The sequence below is a fragment of the Pseudomonas sp. B21-019 genome (genome assembly GCF_024749225.1).
GTDB lineage: Bacteria > Pseudomonadota > Gammaproteobacteria > Pseudomonadales > Pseudomonadaceae > Aquipseudomonas.
In genome coordinates this window covers 2475951-2501445 of the sequence record NZ_CP087193.1, presented here as the reverse complement: position 1 = coordinate 2501445, position 25495 = coordinate 2475951, and the positions used below count along the sequence as shown (strand labels likewise).

The 25495-nt window shown below is 61.0% G+C and carries 17 protein-coding genes; 8 read left to right on the top strand and 9 right to left on the bottom strand.

Going from position 1 to position 25495, the window contains the following annotated elements; all coding sequences use genetic code 11:
* Positions 1-18: 18 nt before the first annotated feature.
* Positions 19-3849: a dermonecrotic toxin domain-containing protein gene (locus LOY36_RS11335; protein ID WP_258673544.1), complete on the bottom strand. Its 3831-nt coding sequence runs from the start codon at positions 3847-3849 to the stop codon at positions 19-21.
* 188 nt (positions 3850-4037) lie between these two features.
* On the bottom strand, positions 4038-5060 hold the full coding sequence (sohB, locus tag LOY36_RS11330; RefSeq protein ID WP_018927637.1) for a protease SohB: 1023 nt from the start codon (positions 5058-5060) through the stop codon (positions 4038-4040).
* Between the two features lie 191 nt (positions 5061-5251).
* Here sohB and LOY36_RS11325 point away from each other — a divergent pair, with 191 nt between their 5' ends.
* The 7 genes from LOY36_RS11325 (at position 5252) to LOY36_RS11295 (ending at position 13839) form a co-directional block, all read left to right on the top strand.
* On the top strand, positions 5252-5962 hold the full coding sequence (locus LOY36_RS11325) for a histidine phosphatase family protein (RefSeq protein ID WP_258673543.1): 711 nt from the start codon (positions 5252-5254) through the stop codon (positions 5960-5962).
* Positions 5963-6026: 64 nt separating this feature from the next.
* Entirely contained in the window at positions 6027-6341 is a 315-nt protein-coding gene (locus tag LOY36_RS11320; protein ID WP_007941766.1) for an SCP2 sterol-binding domain-containing protein, read from the top strand.
* 305 nt (positions 6342-6646) lie between these two features.
* A complete protein-coding gene (locus LOY36_RS11315) occupies positions 6647-8494 on the top strand; it encodes an amidohydrolase (RefSeq protein ID WP_258674167.1) in 1848 nt (615 codons plus the stop codon).
* Between the two features lie 198 nt (positions 8495-8692).
* A complete protein-coding gene (locus LOY36_RS11310; RefSeq protein WP_258673542.1) occupies positions 8693-10411 on the top strand; it encodes a hydrogenase maturation protein in 1719 nt (572 codons plus the stop codon).
* A 219-nt stretch (positions 10412-10630) separates the two neighbouring features.
* Positions 10631-11494: a LysR family transcriptional regulator gene (locus LOY36_RS11305; protein ID WP_258673541.1), complete on the top strand. Its 864-nt coding sequence runs from the start codon at positions 10631-10633 to the stop codon at positions 11492-11494.
* 114 nt (positions 11495-11608) lie between these two features.
* Positions 11609-12754, top strand: a complete 1146-nt coding sequence (locus tag LOY36_RS11300) for an SRPBCC family protein (protein ID WP_258673540.1) — start codon at positions 11609-11611, stop codon at positions 12752-12754.
* Complete coding sequence (locus LOY36_RS11295; protein WP_258673539.1) at positions 12751-13839, top strand: SMP-30/gluconolactonase/LRE family protein; 1089 nt, start codon at positions 12751-12753, stop codon at positions 13837-13839. The genes LOY36_RS11300 and LOY36_RS11295 overlap by 4 nt, the downstream gene beginning before the upstream one ends.
* A gap of 135 nt (positions 13840-13974) precedes the next feature.
* On the opposite strand, the gene LOY36_RS11290 is transcribed toward LOY36_RS11295, so the two are convergent.
* The 7 genes from LOY36_RS11290 to LOY36_RS11260 all read right to left on the bottom strand — a co-directional run bounded on the left by LOY36_RS11290 (position 13975) and on the right by LOY36_RS11260 (position 23604).
* On the bottom strand, positions 13975-14217 hold the full coding sequence (locus LOY36_RS11290; RefSeq protein ID WP_019649197.1) for a DUF465 domain-containing protein: 243 nt from the start codon (positions 14215-14217) through the stop codon (positions 13975-13977).
* A gap of 176 nt (positions 14218-14393) precedes the next feature.
* Positions 14394-16457, bottom strand: coding sequence for a PAS domain-containing sensor histidine kinase (locus LOY36_RS11285; RefSeq protein ID WP_258673538.1), 2064 nt, complete (start codon positions 16455-16457; stop codon positions 14394-14396).
* A gap of 319 nt (positions 16458-16776) precedes the next feature.
* On the bottom strand, positions 16777-19875 hold the full coding sequence (locus LOY36_RS11280) for an error-prone DNA polymerase (RefSeq protein WP_408981108.1): 3099 nt from the start codon (positions 19873-19875) through the stop codon (positions 16777-16779).
* Positions 19851-21266: a DNA polymerase Y family protein gene (locus LOY36_RS11275; protein ID WP_258673532.1), complete on the bottom strand. Its 1416-nt coding sequence runs from the start codon at positions 21264-21266 to the stop codon at positions 19851-19853. The genes LOY36_RS11280 and LOY36_RS11275 overlap by 25 nt, the downstream gene beginning before the upstream one ends.
* Before the next feature lie 7 nt (positions 21267-21273).
* Positions 21274-21891 (bottom strand): translesion DNA synthesis-associated protein ImuA, encoded by a 618-nt coding sequence (gene imuA, locus LOY36_RS11270; protein WP_258673530.1) that lies wholly within the window; start codon positions 21889-21891, stop codon positions 21274-21276.
* Positions 21891-22508 carry a transcriptional repressor LexA gene (gene lexA / locus LOY36_RS11265; protein ID WP_258673528.1) on the bottom strand — a complete coding sequence of 206 codons (618 nt, stop codon included), beginning with the start codon at positions 22506-22508 and terminating at the stop codon, positions 21891-21893. The genes imuA and lexA overlap by 1 nt, the downstream gene beginning before the upstream one ends.
* Positions 22509-22665: 157 nt before the next feature.
* Positions 22666-23604: a LysR family transcriptional regulator gene (locus tag LOY36_RS11260; protein ID WP_258673524.1), complete on the bottom strand. Its 939-nt coding sequence runs from the start codon at positions 23602-23604 to the stop codon at positions 22666-22668.
* Positions 23605-23707: 103 nt separating this feature from the next.
* Between LOY36_RS11260 and LOY36_RS11255 the strand changes: the two genes are divergently transcribed.
* Complete coding sequence (locus LOY36_RS11255) at positions 23708-25450, top strand: amidohydrolase (RefSeq protein ID WP_258673523.1); 1743 nt, start codon at positions 23708-23710, stop codon at positions 25448-25450.
* The last annotated feature ends 45 nt before the right edge of the window (positions 25451-25495 follow it).

Genomic DNA, 25495 nt, shown 5'->3' with positions numbered 1-25495 from the left:
GGGTTCAAGGTTTTTCCCTTACTGCGTGACTATCGGAAATGGTCGTCCCATGGCCTCCCAGTCCCGATAAAACCGGGCACGATCCTCAAGTGCCGTGAACAGCACAAACGGGTTTTCAGGATCAGCCTCAGCCCCTCCGATATCCTGAACCAACTGTGTCCACAGCGCCTCTGAAGCATCGGCATCCCCGAGCAGCCGCCACACTCTCGCCTGTAGCGCCAGGTAGTCGACCCGAAAGTCCGCCGTCAGGCTCATGCCATCCATAATTCTCAAGAACCTGCTGCCAAGGGGCCTGACTGCAAGCCTCTGCCAGACCAATTGTCGCGCCTCTCGCAGCCCTTGATCGCCTTCACGCAACCACTCGATGACATTCCCGTAGTTGGCTCCAGGCTCGCTTAACCACAGGTTGATCCCCGTTCGCCGCCGATGATCGACAAGGCGCAACAAGGTGTCCTCGTCCGTCAACGGATTGCCCTGCAGCATCACACGATCCCTGGCGATGGCCTGGTTCAGAACCCCCTGCGGAACCCGGGTGATCCGGTTATTGCGCAAGTCCAGCGTCGTCAGGTAAGGCTGCTCCATGATGCCAACAGGGCATGTGTTGATCCTTGTGTTACTCAAGTTGAGCCGGCGCAAATCGTTCATTCCCAGCACCAAAGGAGGAACATCCAGTGGATTGTTGCTCAGGTCCAGCGTTTGCAAGTGTGTCAGATCAGTCAGCTGTGAAGCGCTGTGCTGACTGAAAGTCAGGCTTGTCGACCTCAGGTTCAGCGAAGTGAGATGCCGCAGCTGGTTGATCGCAGGAGGTAATGCGCGTCCAGCTTCGTCATTGGTGTTGAAGTGACTCAGATCGACATTTTCCAGGCTCAGGACTTCAAGATTTGGAAAACTCTCAAGAAATCCGTTCAGGCTTTCCTCTTCGGTCAAGTGGAAACTGCGCATCGATAATTCGAGAACGTTGTTGAACCGGACATTCAATACGGGTAACCGGTGGTAATCCTCAAAGTCGAGATCAAGCCTGACACCGCGTACTTGCTCACCTGCCAGGAGAAGCCCCTGCTGGGGTCCGCGCTGCTGCCAAATGGCGACCAGTTCCTCGGCCAATTCATTTCGGGTAGCTCGCTCATAGTGCATTTCCGTCAGCATCAGCTGAATGTTATGAGCCTGAATTTGCGCAGCGTTCATCCCCGCCGCCTCAGGATCACCGGCAACGAGCTGGCGAACACCCATGTGATGGATGTCATCCGCCACCTGATCTATCCAGCCTGTCAGGTCAGTGTTGAGTTGCTGCAGCTGCTGCTTCAGCCACTCAATGTGCGCCTGTGCGTTTAGGCCTTCACGTTGAAGGAGCGCATCAGCCTGGGCATCGGTAAAGTCTGGGTAGACCTCTTTGAGCTGCAGCCTCATCATCTGCTGCGTCAGCGCCTCGGCCTGGGGCGTTCCCGGAAAACCGCCGCCTCTGAGCCCGTGGGCATCGAACGGCAACCCACCGTCCATTCTTTGCAGCCCGAGTATCACCTGTGATCGGGGCAACGCCTGGTTGCTGATGGCGAGTCGCAGTTCGTCGACTGAACCAGGCGACGTCAGGAGCAGCGCTGAACGGTCGTCGTCCGTCAACACGCCGAGAAGCGCCGTATAAAAATCTGTCGGCGAGGCCTGATGCAGATAGTGCTGTCCGACTCTGACCAAGCGCCGGACATCCGTGGCCTCCTGCGCGCCGATGCGGTCCAGCACTCGCCCCGCGACGGATTGATCAAGGACATCGATCCGCAGGTTCCGCGGCCAGCCCGGCAGGTTTTGCAGCGAGTGCAAGGCCAGGATGTCCGAGTCCGGGCTCGCCACCGAACGCAGATAAAGACCTTCATAAGCGCGATTGAGCCGCACATGCTGCTGGTACTGCCGCGCCTTGCTGTCCAGACGCGTGAACACTTGCCTGACCTCGGCCACATCGGGAGCTTGCTGGATATCCACGCCATAGCGGTCGAGCATTTGTTCGATGGCACCTTTGGGCAGCATCGGGTATTGCTGTTGAAACAGCCGCACCCATTCATGTTCCGACTGTTGAAGTGCGGCGTAACGCCTGTTGAACTGCTCAGGCGTGCCGGCCGCCCCCAGATCCTGATCGATCTTGAAGCGACTGATCGTATCCGCCAGTAAAGGCGTTGGTGGACGCCCCGTCTGCATCAGTCGCAGCATGTCATCGTCAATCACACTGACCTTGCCGATCTGTGCCAGGACTTCATCACTGAAAGACGCCACAGTCGGGCCGATTCCGCGGATCAGCTCCACGCGGGAGGACAGCATGGAAACCGGTGGCTCGGGCGTCGGGGCAACGGCGATTTGCGAAGACGGACGTACTGACTCGACGACCGCTTCATCCTTCAGCGCCGCCTGTACAGCGATCGGCAGCGCATTAAGCAAACCGAACACGGTGCGCGACACGCCCTCCGACCGCTCATGTGGTGTTTCACCGTTTACTGCCTGATCAAGACCGTAACCGGCGTCAATAAGCCCGGCCAACGCCAATATGCCTTCGCCTCCTGGGACGAACAACGCCAATGGCCCGAACCGGTTGATCCATTGCACCACCGGTTCGACCACCGCACTTAAATTGTCACGATTGACCTGTGCATCGGTACGAATGCTTTCGATACTGGCGTGGGCGGCCTGCTTCATCGTCAGCACCAATTGCGCAAACGGATCGGTCGCCGATGGTGGATTGTCGTAGCCAATGTAATCGGCGGGGTCCCAGTAGCCGTCGTTATTGAAAAAACCGGCGTTGTTGGTCAGCCGATGCATCGCGGGGTACTGTGCCATGCCGTCCAATGCCGTCAGCACACCCGCATGAAACGTACCGTCCTCGCGATCATCTTCGGCAAAATGGGCGGCCAATGCCTGTTTTGTCTCGCTGAGCTTGCCCTGCGCGACGACCCATTGGTGCAGTTGAGTGGCATCGGTGAATTCGTGCAGCGGGGAAGAGTTGCCAGGGATGTACAGCAGCATTCGGGTACTGGCAGTGTCACGGAACGCCCAGATATCTGTTGCGGTGTAACGGTATAGCTTCAAACGGCCGGCCCTGACGGACAAAGGGGGGCGCGTCGCCGCTTGCAGTTGTTCGATGGTCAGCGTTTCCCACGCCTGACCGGGCGGCAAGCCAGCCGCCTCCATCGCGAGCTCAAGTCCTTTTTGCGACAGGCAGCGCTCCTTGAACTGCAACCAGGCCGTCATCACAAACGCTGCTTTGACCGATGTCCTCAAGGCGTACGAACTGGACGCAGTGAGCACCTCGTCAGAGGGCCAGACCTTTTCAAGATAGGTCTCGTACACGTGCTTGAAGTCCAGCTCCCAGACCCATTTCTTGAAATCGACCGGCCTCAGCTTCAGTTGTGAGGCGGGACCGTAAGTCTGCGGCGCCGTTTGCCGATAGATGCCTTCATAGGTGTCGTGATTGCCGCTGCCGTAATCAGCGAACTCGTCGACATGCTCGACAATCCGCACCGTCGGGCCGACGTCCGGCGGTGTGTACAGACCAAAGGCGGTTTCAGCAAAACGCCCGTCCCCAACCGTCTGGTAATTTGAAAGCAGCGCTTGCAACAGCGACCGCGAGCTCGCCACCTGACCCTGCTGGAAACCGTTCTCTTCAGGGTGGCCCTTGTAGTGGTAATCGAGGGTGACCATCAAGGTCGTCTGCGGGTCGATGTCCTGCCCCCATTTTTCCTTGATCAGGTGTTCGCCCAACTGGCCGGGGGTTTGGGGGAGAGCGATGTCCAGTGCAGCTTTCAGTTCGTCGCGCATTCGCAACGATGGGGCTGGATGAGGTGCGGCAACGTGGCGAAGGAGCTCATTCATGGTGCAATCCATTGCAGTCAATTCAGGTCTATCACCCTACCCCACCTGACTCCACACGAAAGCGCGACCGATCGGCAATGGCATTAGGAAAATTCGTTATTTCTTGCAGGTGAGTGGACACCTTCCGAAGGTCAAAAAAAACCGTGGGCAATCCACGGTTTTTTTACTGACGGTGATGCCTGGTACGGTTACCAGAAGCGTTGCTGGGTCAACCGGCTCCACCAGCTCAGCAATACACGATCGATCGAACCGCTGGCCGCCATGCCGATGCGCTCCTGCAGGGTTTTACGTTCGGCGTAATGCAAATGATAGAGCTCGGACTGTTTAGCACGCTCAGCGAGGTATTCGTCGCTGGTCTTGAGCTCGTCCACCAGTTGCTTGTCGAGTGCCGAAACACCGAGCCAGATTTCCCCGGTGGCCACTTCGTCGATAGCCAGTTGCGGGCGATAGCGCGAAACGAAGTTCTTGAACAGCTGATGGGTGATGTCCAACTCTTCCTGGAATTTCTCCCGGCCCTTCTCGGTGTTTTCGCCAAACACTGTCAGGGTGCGCTTGTACTCACCGGCCGTGAGCACTTCGAAGTCGATGTCATGCTTTTTCAGCAGGCGATTGACGTTGGGCAACTGCGCCACCACGCCGATCGAGCCGAGAATCGCGAACGGAGCGCTGATAATTTTCTCGCCGATGCACGCCATCATGTAGCCGCCGCTGGCCGCGACCTTGTCGATGCACACGGTCAACGGCACGCCGGCCTCGCGAATGCGCGCCAGTTGCGAAGACGCCAGGCCATAGCTGTGAACCATGCCACCGCCGCTCTCCAGCCGTAGCACCACTTCATCCTTTGGCGTGGCGAGGGTCAGCAGCGCGGTGATTTCGTGGCGCAGGCTTTCAGTAGCCGACGCCTTGATGTCACCGTCGAAATCCAGCACGAACACCCGCGGCTTGGCCTCGGGTTTCTTCTTTTGCTTTTTCTCGGTTTTAGCCTGGGATTTGCGCAAAGCCTTGAGCTGGTCCTTGTCGAGCAAGGTTTGCTCCAGGCGTTCGCGCAGCCCTTTATAGAAATCATTGAGTTTGCTGACTTGCAGTTGGCCGGTCGACTTGCGCCGACCTTTGCTGCGCAACGCCGCAAAACTGGCCAGGACCACCAGAATGGCGATCACCAGTGTCACGGTTTTAGCCAGGAAACTGGCGTACTCGGACAAAAACTCCACAGAGACTCCTTCAACACGATGCGCGGCATGAACACGCGCGGGATACCTCCAGCATACCCATGAGCCGGCCCGACGACCACTAGCAGCAGGCCTGTAACGGGCATTTCAAACAAGCGTATGTTTTTTCATTGACAGCTCACCGCCATCCTCATAACCTCGCCAAACCTTCAACGTACCGGGATGACGCGGACGTGGGCAGCATCTACTTGATTCGACATGGCCAGGCCTCCTTTGGTGCAGACGACTATGACGTTCTGTCGCCGACCGGTATTCGCCAGGCAGAAGTCCTCGGCCGGCACCTGGCCGAACTCGGTGTCAGCTTCGATCGCTGTCTGTCGGGCGACCTGCGCCGTCAGCAACATACGGCCACCAGCGCGCTGGAACAGCTCGCCGCCGTCGGTTTGCCGGTACCGACACTGGAAATCGATTGCGCTTTCAACGAATTCGACGCCGACGCGGTGATCCGCGCCCTGCTGCCGGCCATGCTGGAAGACGAGCCCGAGGCGCTGGAGATCTTGCGCAACGCCGCGCAAAACCGTGCCGAGTTCCAACGCATCTTCGCCCTGATCATCGAGCGCTGGCTCGCCGGCACCTTTGACACACCGGGCCTGGAAAGCTGGCTGGGCTTCGTCGATCGTGTACAGGCTGGCCTGCAGCGGCTGCTCGAAAATGCCGACAACACCCAGAAAATCGCCGTGTTCACCTCCGGCGGCACCATCACTGCCCTGCTCCACCTTATTACGCAAATGCCTGCCCGGCAGGCCTTTGAGCTGAACTGGCAAATCGTCAACACCTCGCTCAACCTGCTCAAGTTTCGTGGCCGCGAGGTGGCCCTGGCTTCCTTCAACAGTCACACGCACCTGCAACTGCTGAAGGCCCCGGAACTCATCACGTTTCGTTGATTCCGGACTATTGTGACCCTGGCTGTATTCACCCAGCTCTTATTACCCAAGAAAGGATCGAACCATGACCTCCGTAGCTGATGCCGTACAAGCAATGAAAGCCAAGTTCAACCCAGCCGCTGCTGCCGGTCTGGACCTGGTATTCGGTTTCCGCATCGACGACACCAAGAACTTCTCGCTGATCGTCAAAGACGGCACCTGTGAGCTGCAAGAAGGCGAAAACCCGGACGCCCAGGTGACTCTGGTCATGGACGGCGAAACCCTGGAAGGCATCGTCGACGGTTCGACCGACGGCATGCAAGCGTTCATGGGCGGTAAACTGCGCGCTGAAGGCGACATGATGCTGGCCATGAAACTGTCCGAGCTGTTCCCAGGCTAAGGCGACGGCTCCCGCTACCGGGAGCCTCTCTGGCTGCATGCGAATCCCGCCCCTCGTGGCGGGATTCGTCGTTTTTCACCCTCGGAAAACGGCTATCTGTGGATATGCCGACTATATTCCTTCTGGCCGCATGCGTCAGACATCGGCTGTTTGCCCTCGCTTCTTTTATGAAGAACTGTGTGGAGAGCACTGCCATGAGCCCACCTGACGAGCACAATGACTTCAGTCGCCGCCGTGTACTGCAAGGTCTTTCGGCAGGCGCCATCGGTGCCTGGATCAGTCCGCTAACCGCAGGGAGTAAAACCATGCCCGACACCCCCGCCGACCTGATTCTGTACAACGGACGCCTGCACACCGTCGACCGCAAGAAACCCCAGGCCAGCGCCGTCGCGATCAAGGACGGGCGCTTTGTGGTGGTCGGCAGCGATGCCCAGGCCATGGCCCTGCAAGGCCCCGGCACACAAATCGTTGACCTGCATGGCCGCACAGTGATTCCCGGCCTCAACGACTCGCACCTGCACCTGATCCGTGGCGGCCTGAACTACAACCTCGAATTGCGCTGGGAAGGCGTGCCGTCCCTGGCCGATGCCTTGCGCATGCTCAAGGATCAGGCCGACCGCACACCCACGCCGCAATGGGTGCGGGTGGTCGGTGGCTGGAACGAGTTCCAGTTTGCCGAAAAACGCATGCCGACCCTTGAAGAACTGAACAAAGCCGCGCCGGACACTCCGGTATTCGTCCTGCACCTCTACGACCGCGCCCTGCTCAACCGTGCCGCACTGAAAGTGGTCGGCTACACCCGCGACACGCCGAACCCGCCGGGCGGCGAGATCCAGCGCGATGCCAATGGCGACCCCACCGGCATGCTGATCGCCCGCCCGAATGCGATGATCCTCTACTCGACCCTGGCCAAGGGGCCGAAGCTGCCACTGGAATATCAGGTCAACTCGACCCGCCAGTTCATGCGCGAACTCAATCGACTGGGTGTCACCAGCGCCATCGATGCCGGCGGCGGTTATCAGAATTACCCGGACGACTATCAAGTCATCCAGCAATTGGCCAAAGACCAACAGCTCACGGTGCGCATTGCCTACAACCTGTTCACCCAGAAACCCAAGGAAGAACTGACCGACTTCAAGAACTGGACCAGCACTTCCCATTACGGCCAGGGCGATGACTTCCTGCGGCACAACGGCGCCGGCGAGATGCTGGTGTTCTCGGCAGCGGATTTCGAAGACTTCCTCGAACCACGCCCGGACCTGCCGCAAACCATGGAGCAGGAGCTGGAACCGGTGGTGCGGCATCTGGTGGAGCAGCGCTGGCCCTTCCGTTTGCACGCCACCTACAACGAATCCATCGGCCGCATGCTCGACGTGTTCGAGAAGGTCAACCGCGATATTCCGTTCAACGGTTTGCCGTGGTTCTTCGATCACGCCGAAACCATCACCCCCCGGAACATCGAACGGGTCAAGGCCCTGGGTGGCGGCATCGCCATTCAGGACCGCATGGCGTTCCAGGGCGAATACTTCGTCGACCGTTACGGCGCCAAAGCGGCCGAAGCCACGCCACCTATCGCACGAATGCTCGCCGAGGGCGTACCCGTGGGCGCCGGCACCGATGCCACGCGCGTCTCCAGCTACAACCCCTGGACCTCGCTGTACTGGCTGGTCAGCGGTCGCACCGTCGGCGGGCTGGCGCTCTACCCGCAAGGCTTGAGCCGCGATACCGCACTGGAACTGTACACCCACGGCAGCGCCTGGTTTTCCTCCGAACAAGGCAAGAAAGGCCAGATCAAAGTCGGGCAACTGGCGGACCTGATTGCGCTGTCGGCGGACTACTTTCACATCGAAGACGAAGCCATAAAGTGGATCGAGTCGGTGCTGACCATTGTCGACGGCAAGATCGTCCACGGTAGCGTCGAGTTCGAAAAACTGGGGCCTCCGCCAATCCCGGTGGTGCCTGAGTGGTCGCCGGTGGTGAATGTACCGGGGCACTGGAAACCCCTGGCGCCAATGACCGCGCAAGTGCACCAGTGTGTGGGCGCTTGCGCGGTGCATGCCCACAGCCATGAACGGGCGCGGTTGTCGTCGGCGCCGGTCAGTGACTTTCAAGGGTTCTGGGGGGCGTTTGGCTGTTCGTGTTTTGCGTTTTGAAAAGAGAAAAGATCGTCCGAACGCGGCCCGAGCCTTCGGACGAACTTTTGATTTTGAGCCTCTGCAACACTCGCTGACACAAGCTTGATCTCGATCAGTTGCCCTCCCCCCCACACTCTCTACTATCGCTCTTCCATCGAAGGCCAAGGACGGCTCATCGGGAGCCTGCGGCCGATCATTCTCAAGGAAGAGTCAATCATGCGGTCATTGAAAATCATTCTGCTGGCATCGGCGTTCAACGGCCTGACCCAGCGGGCCTGGCTGGACTTGCGTCAGGCCGGTCACTCACCCAGCGTGGTGCTGTTCACCGATGAAGACTCGGTGTGCGAACAGATTGAACACTCCGGCGCCGATCTGGTGATCTGCCCGTTTCTCAAGGATCGGGTACCGCAGCAACTGTGGAGCAACCTCAAGCGCCCTGTGGTGATCATTCATCCGGGCATCGTCGGCGACCGTGGCGCCAGTGCGCTGGACTGGGCGATCACCCGTGAACTCAACCGTTGGGGCGTGACCGCGTTGCAAGCGGTGGAGGAAATGGACGCCGGGCCGGTCTGGGCCACTTGTGAATTCAACCTGCCTCAGGGTCTGCGCAAGTCCGAGTTGTACAACGGGCGCGTCAGCGACGCGGCAATCGCCTGCATCCGCGAAGTCGTGGAAAAGTTTATCGACGGTTTCGAGCCAGTGCCTTTGGACTACAGCCAACGCCATGTGATTGGCCGCTTGCAGCCGAACATGAAGCAAGCTGACCGGATCTTCAGCTGGCACGACAGCGCACACTTCATCAAACGCAGCATCGACGCCGCCGACGGTCAGCCTGGCGTATTGGCCAGCCTGGCCGGCGGTCAGTATTACCTGTATGACGCTCATCTGGATTCGCGTAGCGGCACGCCGGGAGAGATTCTCGCGGTGCACGACGATGCGGTGCTGGTCGCGACCGGTGATCACAGCCTGTGGATCGGTTCGCTGCGACGCAAACCCCGGCCCGGCGAAGAAACCTTCAAGCGTCCGGCCCGGCATGTGCTCGCCGAACAGCTTGCGCAAGTCCCGACCCTTGATTGGTCGATCGCCTCTCAGCCGTTTAACAACGAAAGCTATCAACCGATCCGCTATCGCGAGTCGGGGCATGTCGGCGAGCTGACCTTCGAGTTTTACAACGGCGCCATGAGCACCGAACAGTGCCAACGACTGGTGGAGGCCCTGCGCTGGGCCAAGTCCCGGAACACCCAAGTGCTGCTGATCAAGGGTGGACGCGGCAGTTTCTCCAACGGCGTGCACCTCAATGTGATCCAGGCCGCAGCGGTTCCGGGGCTGGAAGCCTGGGCCAATATTCAGGCGATCGACGACGTCTGCCAGGAACTGCTCGACGCCCGGCAACTGGTGGTCAGCGGCCTGACCGGCAATGCCGGGGCCGGTGGCGTGATGCTGGCGCTGGCTGCCGACATCGTCTTCGCCCGGTCCGAGATCGTGCTCAATCCCCATTACAAAACCATGGGCCTGTACGGCTCCGAATACTGGACCTACAGCCTGCCCCGCGCCGTCGGCCCGGCGATGGCGGAAAAACTCACCGAAGACTGCCTGCCGATCAGCGCCACCCAGGCCTTGCAGTTAGGCCTGGTCCAGGAAATCGGCCCGCGCTGTCCGGACGAGTTTGGCCTGTGGCTGTTGCAGCGCGCCAATGGAGCGTTGAGTGATCCGGCGTACCAGGCGGTGCGTGAGCGTAAAAACCGGTTCGATACTCAATTGATGCAGCACTGCCGCAATGCCGAGCTGGAAGAAATGCACCAGGACATGGTGAAAAACCGTAAACAGTTCGCCGAGAAGTGCCGTAACTTTGTGCTCAAGCGCAAGGCGTGTGGCACACCGCAGCGGTTGGTGGCCGATTGGGCGGTGGTGAAGGAGATTGAGTTAGCGGACTGATTGTTTGGCACGAGATGATTAGGTCGGGCAGTGAAATCTGTGGCGAGGGAGCTTGCTCCCGTCCGGCTGCGCAGCAGCCGTAAACCATCCGATGAGATGCATCTGAAACAGGCTTGGGGCCGCTTCGCGCCCCAGCGGGAGCAAGCTCCCTCGCCACAGACGGTATCGGAAGACCATGGCTGCTCTTACAATGCCCGCACCTCCCTCATCGGCCTGCCCATGGACATCGACCTCGCCCGCACCTTTCTGGAAATTGTCCGCCACGGCAGCCTGGCCGCGGCGGCTGAAAAGCTGCACGTCACCCAGACCGCGATCACTGCCCGGGTGCAGAAGCTCGAAAGTCAGCTGGGCAGCACGCTGTTCGTGCGCAATCGCGCCGGTGCGCGCCTGACGCCGAACGGCGAAGCTTTTGTGGTTTACGCCAATCAACTGGTGCAGACCTGGGAAGCCGCTCGTCGCGACTTGCCGCTGCCCGAGGGCTACCGCGACGTGCTGCACATCGGTGGCGAGGTCAGCCTGTGCAACCCGCTGATGCTCAGTTGGGCCGGGGAACTGCGCGAGAAGATTCCCAGCCACGCCCTGCGCATGGAAATCCGCGACGGCGAAAACCTGCTGCGCCAACTGGAGTTGGGGGTGTTGGATGCGGCGCTGGTCTATCAGCCCGAATACTGGCCACGCCTGCAAGTCGAGCAGGTGCTGGAAGAAAAACTGATCCTGGTACGCTTGGCCGGAAAACCCGATCCTTACGTGTATATCGACTGGGGCCCGGATTTCCGTCGTCAGCACGATGCGGCGCTGCCGGAAAAAGCCAAGGCAGCCCTGAGTTTCAACCTCGGCCCGCTGGCCTTGCAATACATCCTGGAAAACGGCGGCAGCGGCTATTTCCGCACTCGGGTGGTCCAGAGTTACCTGGAAAACGGCTTGTTGGAACAGGTGCCCAAAGCTCCGGAGTTCAGCTACCCGACCTATCTGGTTTACTCCAGGGACCGCGACTCGGCGACCCTGCAACGTGCATTCGACCTGCTGCGTGAAGTGATCAATACGGACGACGACTGGTCCCAGCGCTGGAACCCGCTGACCTGACACCATACGGGCGTCTTGCACCGGAGCATGGCGCTTGTGTCCTCAAGGTTCGGCCTGCCTGTGCGGCGGGATCGGCTAATCTGCTGGTTATAACAATAACCACAGGTGAACTCAGTGAGGCAGACCACCGAAGCGTTCCGCGCGCGCTACCGTGCCGATATTCATCCGCTCTACAACCCTTGGTTGCACGGTGCCTTTGTGTTGCTGTTCGGGTTGCTGGCCATCGGTGGGTTCTGGAGCACGGTGCATCAGGTGCAACCGCTGGAATGGCTGGCGGTGCCGCTGACCCTGTTGTTTTTCAACTTAGGCGTGTACGTCGTGCATCGGCATCTGGGGCACCACAAAAAGAGCCTGGCGCGGATGTTCTACGCCCGTCACGCCGGTGACCATCACAGCTTTTTCACCCCCGGCCACATGACCTGTGACAGTGCCCGGGACTGGCGGGTGATTCTGTTTCCAGCCTGGCTGATCGTGTTGCACACCCTCGTCATCACGGCGCCTGTCTGGTGGCTGCTGGCTCAGTTCAATAGCAACGTCGCGGGGCTGTTTGGCGGCTGCATGGTGCTCGGTTACCTGACCTACGAGGTGTTCCATGCCTGCGAACATCTACCGCCCGGCAACCCGGTGACGCGTTTGCCGTGGATCCGCCAGATGCGCCGTCTGCATGAGCTGCATCACCGTCGTGAGCTGATGCAGGAGCGCAATTTCAATATCGTGTTGCCCCTGATGGACTACCTGTTCGGCACCCTCTACTGGGAACCGGAACAAACGCCCCCGCACACGACGAGAACGTCCATGACCCGTATGCAGCATGTGATCGACATCGCTGGAAACCCAGTGGCTGTGCTCGCCTACGCCAGCACCGCGACCCATTGGCCGCAGTGGCATCCGTCCTCCCTCAAGGTCGACGGGCAGAGCGGGCCGTTGTATGCCGGAGCACGGTTCGAGGAAGACATTCGGGCCGGCGGGCGTGAGGGGCACTTGAGCTGGGAAGTCGACGAATACCTGCCCGGACGCCGCTGGAGGGCTCAGGCCCGGGGCGATCATGGTCTGTCGTTGGTGGTGACTTACGAGTGTGAGGTTGAGGGCGATGACACGCGGTTTGTCCGCACCCTGGAGTATCACTTCAGCGGCCTGGGGATGCGCATTGCCAATCGCCTGTTGCTCAAGCGGCGCATCGAGCGCGAATCGGCGGAGTCGATGCTGGCGTTACGCGAGATGGCGCATAAACATCTGGCCCTGGCAGGAGTCAGCGCATGAAAAGACCCCTCAAGTTTCGGCATTTATTGCTGCTGCTGATCATCGTGATCAGCGCCTTGCTGTTTCTATTGCCGACCAAGGTTCAACCGGTAGCCTGGACACCGCTAACGGCGCCCTCCCTCGTCGATGGCATCTACGCCGACAATCAGCGACTCAAAGGCGTGAAACGTGTCGGTGCTGCTGACATCGACGGCCCTGAGGCGTTGCTGCTGGAGAAAGACGTCCTTATCACCGGCCTGCATGACGGCCGGTTGATTCGCACCAGCCTCGACGGCAAAACCACCCAGGTGCTGGCCGATACCGGCGGCAGGCCGCTGGGCCTGGCGCGGCACCCCAATGGTTTGTTGGTGATCGCCGACGGGGTCAAAGGTTTGCTGTCGCTCGACACTCAGGGCCGGTTGATTCCATTGACCACCACGGCCAACAACCTGCCCTTCGGTTTTACCAATGACGTGGCCATCGACAAGCCCGGGCATTACGCTTATTTCAGCGACTCCTCCAGCCGTTGGGGCTACGGCAAGGACGGCGAGGCGATCATTGAGCACGGTGGCGACGGCCGTTTGCTGCGTTATAACTTCCAGACCGGCATTACGGCGGTCCTGCTGGACAAACTGGAGTTCGCCAACGGCGTGACACTGGGGCCGGACGACGCGTTTGTGCTGGTCAATGAAACCGGCGCCTATCGCATCAGCCGCTATTGGCTGACCGGGCCGAAAGCCGGCACCCACGATCTGTTCATCGACAATTTGCCCGGGCTGCCGGACAACCTGGCATTCAATGGCCGCGACCGTTTCTGGGTGGCACTGTATGCACCGCGCACTGCACTGCTCGACACCACGGCGCCCTACCCTCTGGTACGCAAAATGATCGTGCGGGCGATGACTATCCTGCCCAAACCCCTGGAGAAACGCGCCTTCGTCCTGGGCCTGGACCTCGACGGCAAAGTGATTGCCAATCTGCAGGACGCCAGCAGCGGCAACTACTCACCCATCACCACCGTGCGCGAATATGGGGACTGGTTGTATCTGGGGTCGCTGAAAGCGCGGCATATGGCGCGGTTGCCGTTGAGTGCAACATTGAAATAGAGGGTGTAGCCAAAAGATCGTCCGAAGGCTCGGGTCGCGTTCGGACGATCTTTTGATTTTGAATCAACGCAGATCTCGTATTGATCCCCGTTCCAATTGTTCAGTCACCGGTCGTCGGTGATTCTGCACAGCGTCTCAGGACGGCGTCTTAAGTCGCTCAGCGATCTTGTCCTTGACCTGCACACGCTTCTCCTTGAGCTTCTTCAGTACCTCATCGCTGGGCGCATCCGATTGTGCGGACTCGGCCTTCACCACCTCTGCGTCCGCCTGGATGTACTTGTTGAGCAGTGAATCCAGTAACGGATCCTTGGTGCGTTTTTGCTGGATCTCTTCCTTCGTGCAGCGCAAGTCCTGATAAAGGTCATGGGTCACCGGCATGGAACACCTCCGTTTGTTAATCGGTGGCAAACGTGATCGATGGCGTTCGCCAACTATCAGAATGGCCTCGCTTACCCGGTTCTGTCGACCGTCTATCAGACCAGCGGTGTCCGTTCGTCGTCCTGTCGCCAACGCGATATCCCCCTTGCCCGAGCACCTGGAAAGCCCCCCTTGAATCAACCACCGAGTACCGTACGAACCATTCGTGTCAGCGCCTCGGGACCATAAGGTTTACTCAGCAGATAAGTGTCGGAGCTGAGTTGGTGATCGCGCGAAATGATGTCGCGGGTGTGTCCGGAGGTAAACAGCACCGCCACTGGAGGGTTTTGCACCTTGGCCCAGGCGGCCAGGTCCGGGCTTTTGATCAAGCCGGGCATGACCACGTCGGTGAAGATCAGGTCCACTGTCGCGCCGTCGAGCAACATCTGCATCGCCAGGTCACCGTTGGCCGCAGTCAGAACCTGATAGCCCTCTTCGCACAACAAGTCCACGGCCGAACTGCGCACCGCTTCGTTGTCCTCGACCACCAGAATGGTTTCATGCCCGCCCCGGTGCTGCGGAGCATGGCGCATTGTTTCGTCAGGCAACGGGCGCAAGCTGCGAGGGAAATACAGCTGCACCCGAGTGCCCCGCCCGACGACACTGGAAATCTCGATATGCCCGCCGCTCTGTTTGACGAACCCGAACACCATACTCAACCCCAGGCCGGTGCCTTGACCATCAGCCTTGGTGGTGAAAAACGGCTCGAAGGCCTGTGCAAGCACTTGCGGCGGCATGCCGACGCCTGAGTCCGCCACCGTCAGGCAGACATAATCGCCAGCGACGATGCCCTTGCCGGCGCAAAACTTGCGGTCGAGGACGATGTTCTCTGCGCTCAGGGCAATGGTCCCCTCGCCGTTCATGGCATCTCGGGCGTTGATCGCAAGGTTGAGAATGGCGTTTTCCAGTTGATTGCAGTCCACGTAGAGGCGCCATGGATCGTCAGGTGCGGACACCTTGATCTGGATCGTCTCTCCCAGCGCACGTTGCAATAATTCCCCGAGGTCTTCGAAGATCTGCCGTGGGTCGCATACGGCCGGTGACAACGGCTGACGTCGGGCAAAAGCGAGTAATTGCGAAGACAATTTGGCCCCGCGCTCGACTGCGGCAATCGAGGCGCCGACCCGGCGCTGCACGTTGGCGTTGTCCGGCTCGTGACGCGCCAGCAAGTGCAGGTTGCCGGCGATCACCTGTAACAGGTTGTTGAAGTCATGGGCCACCCCGCCGGTGAGACCACCAATGGCTTCGAGCTTCTGTGATTGACGCAGCTGCTCTTCGGCCGCCAGCCGCGCCTCGACTTCTTCAGCGACTCGTTGCTCCAGGTTGCGGGTGAACTTGAGCAAGGACTCTTCGGCAATCTTGCGTTCGTGGATGTCGATCAACACCCCGGGAAAGCGCAACGCTTCACCTTGCTCATTGAACTCGCAACACCCGCTGGCGAGCACCCACAGGTAACTGCCATCGGGACGCAGAACCCGATATTCGGCGTTATAGGGCACGCCGGTTTCCACCGACTGATTCATCCGCTCCCGGGCCCAGCTGCGATCATCGGGATGGATCTGCATTTGGGCGATGGCCGGTGGCAGGTTGGCCAGGTCCTGGCCTGGCGGATAGGAAAACGTGCGGGCGAATCGCTCGTCGCCCGATAGCACATCAGCCTTGATGTCCCAGACAAACGAGCCGAGCAAAGCCCCGGCATTGAGGGCCAGGCGAACCCTTTCATTGTCGGCACGGTAGGCGTTTTCGGCTTCCTGGCGTCGGCGTTCGGAAATCACATGGTCAGTGGTTTCGACCACCATTGCCATGACCCCGGCGGGACACCCGTCATCATCGGCGACCGGGCTGTAGTAAAGGTCCATCCAGACGTCTTCGGGAACGCCGTCGCGCAGCAATACCAGGGCTTTGTTGTGATAGGACAAGGTGCCGCCCGCAAGGCAGGTGTCCACCACTTGCCGATTGAATTCGGCGACCTCCGGCCAGCCCAACTCCACCGGGGAGCCCAGCAGGTAAGGATGGCGGCCACCGGCAAATCTTGAGTAGGCGTCGTTATAGATCATGTAACCGGGGCGGCCCCACAGCATCACCATCGGCAGCGGTGAAGCAAGCAGTAACTGCACCGCGCTGCACAGACTCCCGGGCCAGGTGTCGATGCGACCGAGTTCGGTCAGGCTCCAGTCGAACGCACGGATACGTTCGGCCATTTCGCCGCTCCAGCCGGTACATCCGTGGCTATTGTCTAGAAACTGCATCGACTGGCCTATGCCTTGTGAATGACATGTTTTCAGGCAGTGCGAGGAGACTGTGCGTGCCCGTTTGTTTTCGAGCATCGCCGACGCCAATGGTTTCATAGGTATAGCTGATTCTCGACCGGACTCTATCGCAACCGTATTTCGGAGAACGTGATTGCTTCTGTAGGAGCTGCCGCAGGCTGCGATCTTTTGATTTTGCTTTTTAAAGGTCAAGATCAAAAGATCGCAGCCTTCGGCAGCTCCTACGCATGTATTCAGTCAATGTTGAGGCTCAGCGGAAATCCCGGCTGCGCACATGGATACCGTCGAGCAATGAACTCAGGTCGCTCAAGCGTCCGGCAATCAGGTGCCGCACCTCGCCCACCTTTTCCCAGCGCCCGTCGACCTTGAGCAATTGCGAGCCGACCAATACCTGCCGTTGCCGTTCGGCCAGGTCGCGCCAGACCACCACGTTGACGTTGCCGAATTCGTCTTCAAGCGTCACGAAGGTCACACCGCTGGCGGTTCCCGGACGCTGCCGACCGGTGACCAGCCCGGCGACGCTGACCGGACGCCCATGCTCGACCATCAGCAATTCCCTGGAGCTGCGACAGCGCCGGGCCTTGAGTTCCCCCCGCAGCAACGCCAGCGGATGCGGGCCGAGGGTGCTGCCGACACTGGCGTAATCGGCTTGCAGGTCCTCGCCCACGGTGGGTTTGGGCAGCTCCACTGCCGGCTCTTCCTGACTCGGCAGACCGGCAAACAAACCGAGCTGCTTCTGCACCCCCGCCACCTCCCAGCGCGCCCGATGCCGGTCACCGGCCAGCCCGCGCAGTGCACCGGCATCAGCCAGTTGTTCCTGGGCGCGAGCATCGAGTCGTGCCCGTTCGCCAAGGTCGGCGATGTCGGCAAACGCCCCTTTCGACCTTGCCATCTCGATGCGCCGGGCATCGTCTTCGCGAAAGCCCTTGATCATTCGCAGCCCCATGCGAATCGCCGGCTGCGCGCCGATGATCGGTTCCAGGCTGCAATCCCAGTCGCTGGCCCGCACGTCCACCGGGCGAATCTGCAAATGATGGCGACGGGCGTCCTGGAGAATCTGGTCCGGGCTGTAGAAACCCATGGGCCAGCTGTTGATCAGCGCACAGGCGAAAGCTGCCGGCTCGTGGCATTTCAACCAGCAACTGGCGTAGGTCAGCAAGGCGAAACTGGCGGCGTGGGATTCGGGAAAACCGTAATCGCCGAAGCCTTTGATCTGCTCGAAGATCTGCGCGGCGAACTCCGCCGTGTAGCCGTTTTTCTTCATACCGTCCGCCAAACGTTCCTTGTGCGGTTCCAATCCGCCATGGCGTTTCCAGGCCGCCATGGAGCGGCGCAATTGATCGGCCTCGCCGGGGCTGTAGTCGGCGGCGACAATCGCGATCTGCATCACCTGTTCCTGGAACAGCGGCACGCCCAGCGTACGCTTGAGCACCGCTTCAAGTTCTTTCGACGGGTATTTCACTTCTTCTTCGCCCTTACGCCGCCGCAGATAGGGATGCACCATCCCCCCCTGAATCGGCCCCGGACGAACGATCGCCACCTCGATCACCAGATCGTAGAAGTTCTTGGGTTTGAGCCTGGGCAGCATCGACATCTGTGCCCGGGACTCGATCTGGAACACCCCGATGGTGTCCGCATGGCCAATCATCTCGTAGGTTTGCGGGTCTTCGGCCGGCACCGTCGCCAGGCTCAGGTCACGGCCTCGGTGCCGACGCAGCAGATCGAAACAACGGCGAATCGCGCTGAGCATGCCCAGCGCCAGAATATCGACCTTGAGCAGCCCGACCGCATCCAGATCGTCCTTGTCCCACTGGATGATGGTGCGTTCGGCCATGGCGGCGTTTTCCACCGGCACCAGGCTGTCCAGAGGCTGCTCGGAAATCACAAAACCGCCAGGGTGCTGAGACAGGTGCCGGGGAAAACCGATCAGTTGCTGGGTCAGGCTCAGCACTCGACGCAACACCGGGCTATCGGGATCGAACCCCCCTTCACGCAGACGCTCGACGGGCGGCGCCTGATTACTCCAGTGGCCGCAACAGTCGGCCAGGGCGTTGACCTGATCCGGCGGCAAACCCAACGCCTTGGCCACGTCGCGGATTGCGCCGGCACCGTGGTAAGTGCTGACCACCGCCGTCAGCGCCGCACGAGCCCGGCCATAACGCTGAAACACATACTGCAGGACTTCTTCGCGCCGCTCATGCTCGAAATCCACGTCGATATCCGGCGGTTCGTTGCGCTCCCTGGAGAGAAAGCGCTCGAACAGCAGCGTGCTGCGATCCGGGTCGATCTCCGTGATCCCCAGCACGAAGCACACCGCCGAGTTGGCGGCAGAACCGCGGCCCTGACAAAGGATGTGTTGCTGGCGGGCGAAATTCACAATGTCGTGAACCGTCAGGAAATAACTCTCGTACCCCAGCTCGGCAATCAGCTCCAGTTCTTTGTCGATCTGCGCCAACACCTCGGCCTTGGGGCTTTTTTCCCAGCGCCAGCGAATCCCCTTTTCTGCCAGCACCCGCAGCCAGGACGTGGCCGTGTGCCCCTCGGGCACCAGTTCCCGGGGATATTGATAACGCAACTGACCGAGGTCGAAAGTACAGCGTCGGGCGATGTTCAGGGTCTCGTCGAGCAGCGCCTGCGGGTAGAGATCGCGCAAGTCGTCGAGGCCGCGCAAATGCCGTTCGCCGTTGGGGTGCAGACGCAACCCGGCCTCGGCCACCGGCAGGTGATGGCGGATCGCGGTCATGGTGTCCTGCAAGGCGCGCCGGCCCCGGGTGTGCATGTGTACATCGCCGCTGGCCACCGCCGGGATTCGCAGCTCCCGCGCCAGGGTTAGCAGCGCCGCCAGTCGCCGGGTGTCGTCCTGCCCGCGATGTAACTGAACGCTCAACCACAGGCGCTCGGCGAAGGTCTGCTTCAGCCAATGGCCCTGCGCAAAATCATCGACGGCGTCCGGCGCCCACAACGCCAACAGCCCCGGCAACGGCTCGCTGAAATCCTCCCGCAGCACCTGATACTGGCCTTTCTGCGTGCGGCGTCTGGCGCGGGTAATCAGTCGGCACAGGGCTTGATAACCTTCGAGGTTTTCCACCAGCAGCACCAGTTTCGGGCCATTTTCGATACGTATTTCGCTGCCGATGATCAGCGGCAACTCCACGGTCTTGGCCGCCTGCCAGGCACGGACGATACCCGCCAGCGTGCATTCGTCGGTGATTGCCAGCGCTTGATAGCCCTGCTTTTTCGCCCGTTGAAAAAGCTCAAGCGCACTGGAGGCACCGCGCTGGAAACTGAAGTTGGACAGGCAGTGCAGCTCGGCATAGTCGACGCTCATGCGAACCAGCCTTGCAGCCACAACGGACCGTCTTCGCCCACCGCCCGATAGGCCCAACCCTGCTGACCGGAACGGGTTTCGATCAGGTAGTAATCGCGGCGCACGTCGTCGCCGTCCCACCAGCCGGACTCGATGCGCTCCGGCCCCATGAGGATGCGCGTCGAGCTTTCGTGTACCGCCTGCGGTTCAGTCAGCAACCAGCCCGGGCGTTGCACGGCAGGCAGCCCCTCGCAGGCCTGGCTGTCGACAGTCGTCTGCCACGCGCATTCCGGCCGGTGATCGGCCTGGAAGCGCAAGCCCTGCACCGCGTCATCCCCCAGCCGTGCGCGCAAGCGTTCACGCAGTTGCTCCCAGGGCAAGGACTGCTGCGGACGGTCGTCGAACAACTCCTGACGCTGGGGCACGAAGGCCGGCAGATCTTCGGCGCGCAGACGAAAACCGCGCACCGGGGCTTCGACCTGAACCTGTTCCAGGCGCCCCCGGGCCAGTTCGAACAGCATCGCCGGATCGCGCTCGGCGCTGAGCAGGCCGACCTTGATCACGGTGTCCGGCAAGCCGGCGTGTTCCAGGTGCAGGTCGAAACGTTGCACGCCGCTGTCCCGGCCGCAGAGGAACGCCGACAGATCGCCGGTCAATCGTCTTAAAGGAAACAGCAACGCCTGATGGGATTGCACATCGAAATTGAGTTCGATGCGCACATCGAAACGGTCCGGCGGCAGGTAAAACGCCAGCGCCAGCCGCCGCTCACCGAACAGGCTGTCCAGATGCTTGAGCACCTGGGCCTCGAAACGCCGGGCCAGGCTATGCCGGGGCAGCGCCTGCACCTGACTCAAGGTGCGCAGCCCCATGCGCGATAACGCCGTAGCAACGCTGGGCTCCAGGGCAATGCGATCGACGGGCAGTTGCCCGAGGTGATGCTGCAAGGCGTCATTGTCCGGCACCACCAGACCGTCATAAACGTTGGCCAGCACCCGCGCCGCCACCGGGTTGGGCGCGGCGACAATCCGATGGCGAAACCCCAGCTCAGCGAGCTCGGCGCGCAGCCGCGCCTCGAACTGCGGCCAAGGGCCGAACAAGCCCAGGCTGGATTCGATTTCAAACACCACGGCGCGCGGATAATGCACGCTGACCTGGGAGCTGAACCGATAGGCCCAGGCGGCCAGGAACTGCTGCCAATGTTCGATTTCGGCGGCATCGTATTCGGCGGAGACGAACCCTTTGCTCAGCGCCTGGGCGGCGGTCATCGACTGACCGGGTCGCAAACCCAGCGCCCGTGCCGCACCGTTGACCGCTTGCAGCACCCGCCGCTGGGCCGGGCCGGTCAGCAGCGCCAACGGCTCATCGGGGTCGGGGCGCTGACGCAGTACCGCGTCCAGCGCCAATTGCGGGAAGACAATGCACACCCAGCGCATGGCAACCTCAATGCCCCACGGCAAAGGCAATTGGCGCCGAACGGGCCAGCCCGCCCCGGCACTTGAGCACCCGCAACTGAGCAGGCTTGGCGTCGATGGCGATGCGCAGGGCCGCTGGCGACGGGTTGATGGCTTCACTGAGCGAGCGATAGGCGAATGCCAGGGTCTGCCCGGTTTCGGCCGCCACCTGCAAACGTCGCAACGCCCGGTCGTCGGCCTTGTGCGGCCAGCACAACACCGCCCCGCAACTGCCCGAACGCAGGCATTGTTCCGCCGCCCACAGCGCATCGCGCTCGCTGGCCTGGATGATCGACAACTGGCGCAGATCGACCCCGGCGTTCTGCCAGGCCTGGGGATACGGCACGTAGGGCGGCGCCACCAGCACGATGCGCTCGCCCGCCGCCGACAGCCGTGCCAGCGTCGGCCACACCAGTTGCAACTCACCCACGCCCTGCCCGGCCAGGAGGATTTCGCTCAGCGCCGCTTCCGGCCAGCCACCGCTCGGCAACGCCGCATCCAGCGCCGCATGCCCCGTGGGTTGCGGGCTGACGGTCAGTGGCGCAGGCCGGCCCTTCCAGACCTGGCCGCCATTGAACAGCGTATCCAGCGCAACGACGGCGCCCATCACCCTTGCCTCACCAGACCACAGAACACGCCTTCGATGGCCAGCTCCTGATCGGATCGAACAATGATCGGCTGGTAAGCCGGATTGCGCGGCAACAGGCGAACGGCATCACCGACCCGCTCGAAACGCTTGATGGTGACTTCGCCGTCGAGCCGCGCCACCACGATCTGGCCGTTGAGCGCTTCAGGATTGCGCCGCACGCCCACCAGATCGCCGTCGAGAATGCCGTCCTCGATCATCGAATCACCCTGGACCCGCAGCATGTAATCCGGCACCCGCGAGAAGATCGACGGATCGAGCAGCAAGCGGCTGTGGACCTCGGCATCGGCACCGATCGGCGCACCGGCCGCCACGCGGCCCAGTACCGGAACGTCCAGCAGCTCGGGCCGCGGCGGCTGGTTCAACAAGCGGATGCCGCGCGCCTGATGCGGATTGACCTCGATGAAACCCGCCTCGGTCAGCGCCAGCACGTGCTTGCGCGCCACGCTACGGGAGGCGAAACCGAAGGCCTCGCTGATTTCAGCGAGGCTCGGGGGCTGACCGTGTTCGGCGATGCGATCGCGGATGAAGGTCAGGATGGCGGTACGGCGGGGAGTTAAAGTCGTCATGGAGTACATTTGTACTCTTTCGGCTTTTTCCTGGCAAGGACTTGTAGGAGCTGCGTAGGAGCTGTCGAGTGAAACGAGGCTGCGATCCCTTGATCTTGCTCTTTAAAAACAACATCAAAAGATCGCAGCCTCGTTTCACTCGTCAGCTCCTACAGGGAAAACTCGGTCAGTGACGCTTGCCGCAGCCATCATTCAACCCGCGAGAAGCCAGAAACCCTGCGATGTAATCGATAAAAGCCACGACTTTGGTGGTCGCTCGCCGATGGCTCGGGTACACCGCCAGAATGTGCGGGCCAAAGCTGTCGGGATCGATGTCGTAGTCCGCCATCACCCGCACCAGTCGACCGTCGGCCAGATACGGCGCAGCGCTCCATAGCGGCGTGTGCAACAACCCGCGTCCGGCCAGCGCATTGGCCAGCAGTAAGTCGTAATTGTCGCTGCGCAGCCGTGGCGCCTGGGGTTGCGGCAGGCTCAAGCGCTGCCCATCGCGCTCGGCCCACCAGAATTCGCGGCTGAGCAAGGGATGGCGATACAGCAACCATTCGTGCTCATCGAGGGTTTGCGGGGTGACCGGCAACGCCTTGCGCGCCAGATAGTCCGGGCTGCCACACAACGCCAGACGATTGCTGCCAACGACGCGGGCGATCAGCCCCGGCAGGTCGTCATGGCCTTCGCGCAGGGCCAGGTCGTAGCCGCTTTCCAGCAGATTGACGAACTCATCGCACAGGTCCACTTGCAGATTGATCTGCGGATACTGCTCCAGAAAACCGCCACACACCTGATCGAGAAAGGCTTGCCCATAGGCCAGTGGCGCGGTGATTTTCAGATTGCCGCGCAGGCCATGCTGCAACTGCTCGATTTCCTCGCCGGCCTCGTCCAGCCGCTGCAACACCTGACGCGCGGTTTCCAGGTAGAGCCGCCCCACTTCCGTCAGCAGAATCCGCCGGGTGCTGCGCTCGAACAGCCGGGCACCGAGCTCGGCCTCCAGGTGATTGACCGCTTTGGTCAGGGCCGACGGGGTCTTGCCCAGTTGCTCGGCGGCGCGGCTGAAACTGCCCAGTTGCGCCGTGGCCACGAACATTTTCAACGCACCCAGCTTGTCCATTCTTTTTCCATTCCGGCAAAAACGTTTTTCGTGAGTGAGGCGTTCTGTTGAGCATAAGCAGCCACTAATCTGGCCATCAGACGTAATAACAAGGAAACTTTCAATGAAAAGATTCATCCCGAATCTATTGATGGCCGCTGTGGCTTTTGCCTCGATGGAAGCCATGGCAGCGACCGATCTGGTGCTGCTCAACGGCAAGATATTCACCGCCGACCGCAACCAGCCCAAGGTGCAGGCCCTGGCGGTGCAGGACGGCAAAGTGCTGCAAGTTGGCAGCGATGCACAGATAAAAGCCTTGATTGAATCGCAAACGAAAGTGATCGACCTCGACGGCAAGACGTTGATGCCCGGCCTGATCGACAGCCATTCCCACGCGATTTTCGGCGGTCTGGAAATGGCCTCGGCCAATATGGAAGATGAGGTGGTCGGCCTCGATGAGCTGGAAAAACGCCTGCACGGATGGCGTGATGACGGCAAGGCGAAACACGGCGATGTGCTGAGCGTGGCCGGCATGAGTTCGGCGTATTGGGCCCAGGCCGAGGCCCTCGGCAAGAAATTCAACAGCGGCGAATGGGCCAAGGTGCCCGTGGTATTCACCGGCAGCGACCACCACACCGCCTGGGCCAACAACGTCATGCTCGAACGCGCGGGCATCGACGCCGCCCTGCTGCAAAACCTGCCGGCTGCCGAACTCGACACCATTGGCAAGCTTGCCGACGGTAGCCCCAACGGTTTTCTGGTGGACGCCGGTTGGGATCGGGTTGCGTTAAAAATGCCCGCGCCCAGTGCCGCCGACATGCTGCGCGCCGCGCAAACCGCTGTGCGCTACAACAACAGCCTGGGCATTACGGCCTGGATGGACCCCGCTGCCAACGCCGCCCCCGGCGAGCCGGTGTTTGCCCTTAAACCCACAGAGAAAACCGTCGGCGTACTGCCGGTGTACAAAGCGCTGTCGCAAAGCGGTGGCATGACCGCCCACGTCGCGGCGCTGCTGGTGGCCAATCCGAAAAGCATACCGGCCGATCTCGACACGCTGGACAAGGTCCGCCAGCAATTCCAGGGCATCCCCAACCTGACCCTGCCCGGCATCAAGATCTTTGCCGACGGCGTGATCGAATACCCGGCCCAGAGCGCGGCGATGATCGATCCTTACACCAACTCGCAAAAACAGGGCGAGTTGCTGATCGATCCGAAGCACTTCGGCGAACTGGTCAGTGCCATCGATCAACGCGGCTGGCGGGTGCATATCCACGCCATCGGCGACCGCGCGGTACGCGAATCCCTGAACGGCATCGCCCAGGCGCGCAAGGATCGCCAGAGCGGCGTGACTCACTCGATCACCCACTTGCAAATGGTCAACCCGAAAGAGTTTGCGCGGTTCAAACCGCTCAACGTCATCGCCTCCATGCAGTTGCTCTGGGCCTCCGCCGACGATTACACCCTGGACATGATCAAGCCTTACGTCAGCGCCCTCGCCTTCCGCTATCAGTACCCGGCGCACTCGCTGCTCAAACAGGGCGCGACGATCGCCGGGGCCAGCGACTGGCCGGTGTCTTCGCCCAATCCGTGGAACGCCATGGCCCAGGCGATCACCCGAAACGGCCCGTTGGGTGTGTTGAACGCCGACGAACGCATCGACCGGGAAACGATGTTCTACGCCTACACCCTCAACGCCGCCCGCACTATCGGTCTAGAGAAGCAAATCGGCTCGTTGAGCCCCGGCAAGCAAGCCGATTTCATCGTGCTGGACCGCGACGTGTTCAGCGTCGATGAGAAAGCCCTGCACGACACCCAAGTGCTGCAAACCTGGTTCGCCGGTCGCGAAGTCTACGCCCCGACACTCTGAGAAAAATCGCCTGTACACGCTGCCCAACTCCGCGTTCATCGCTGG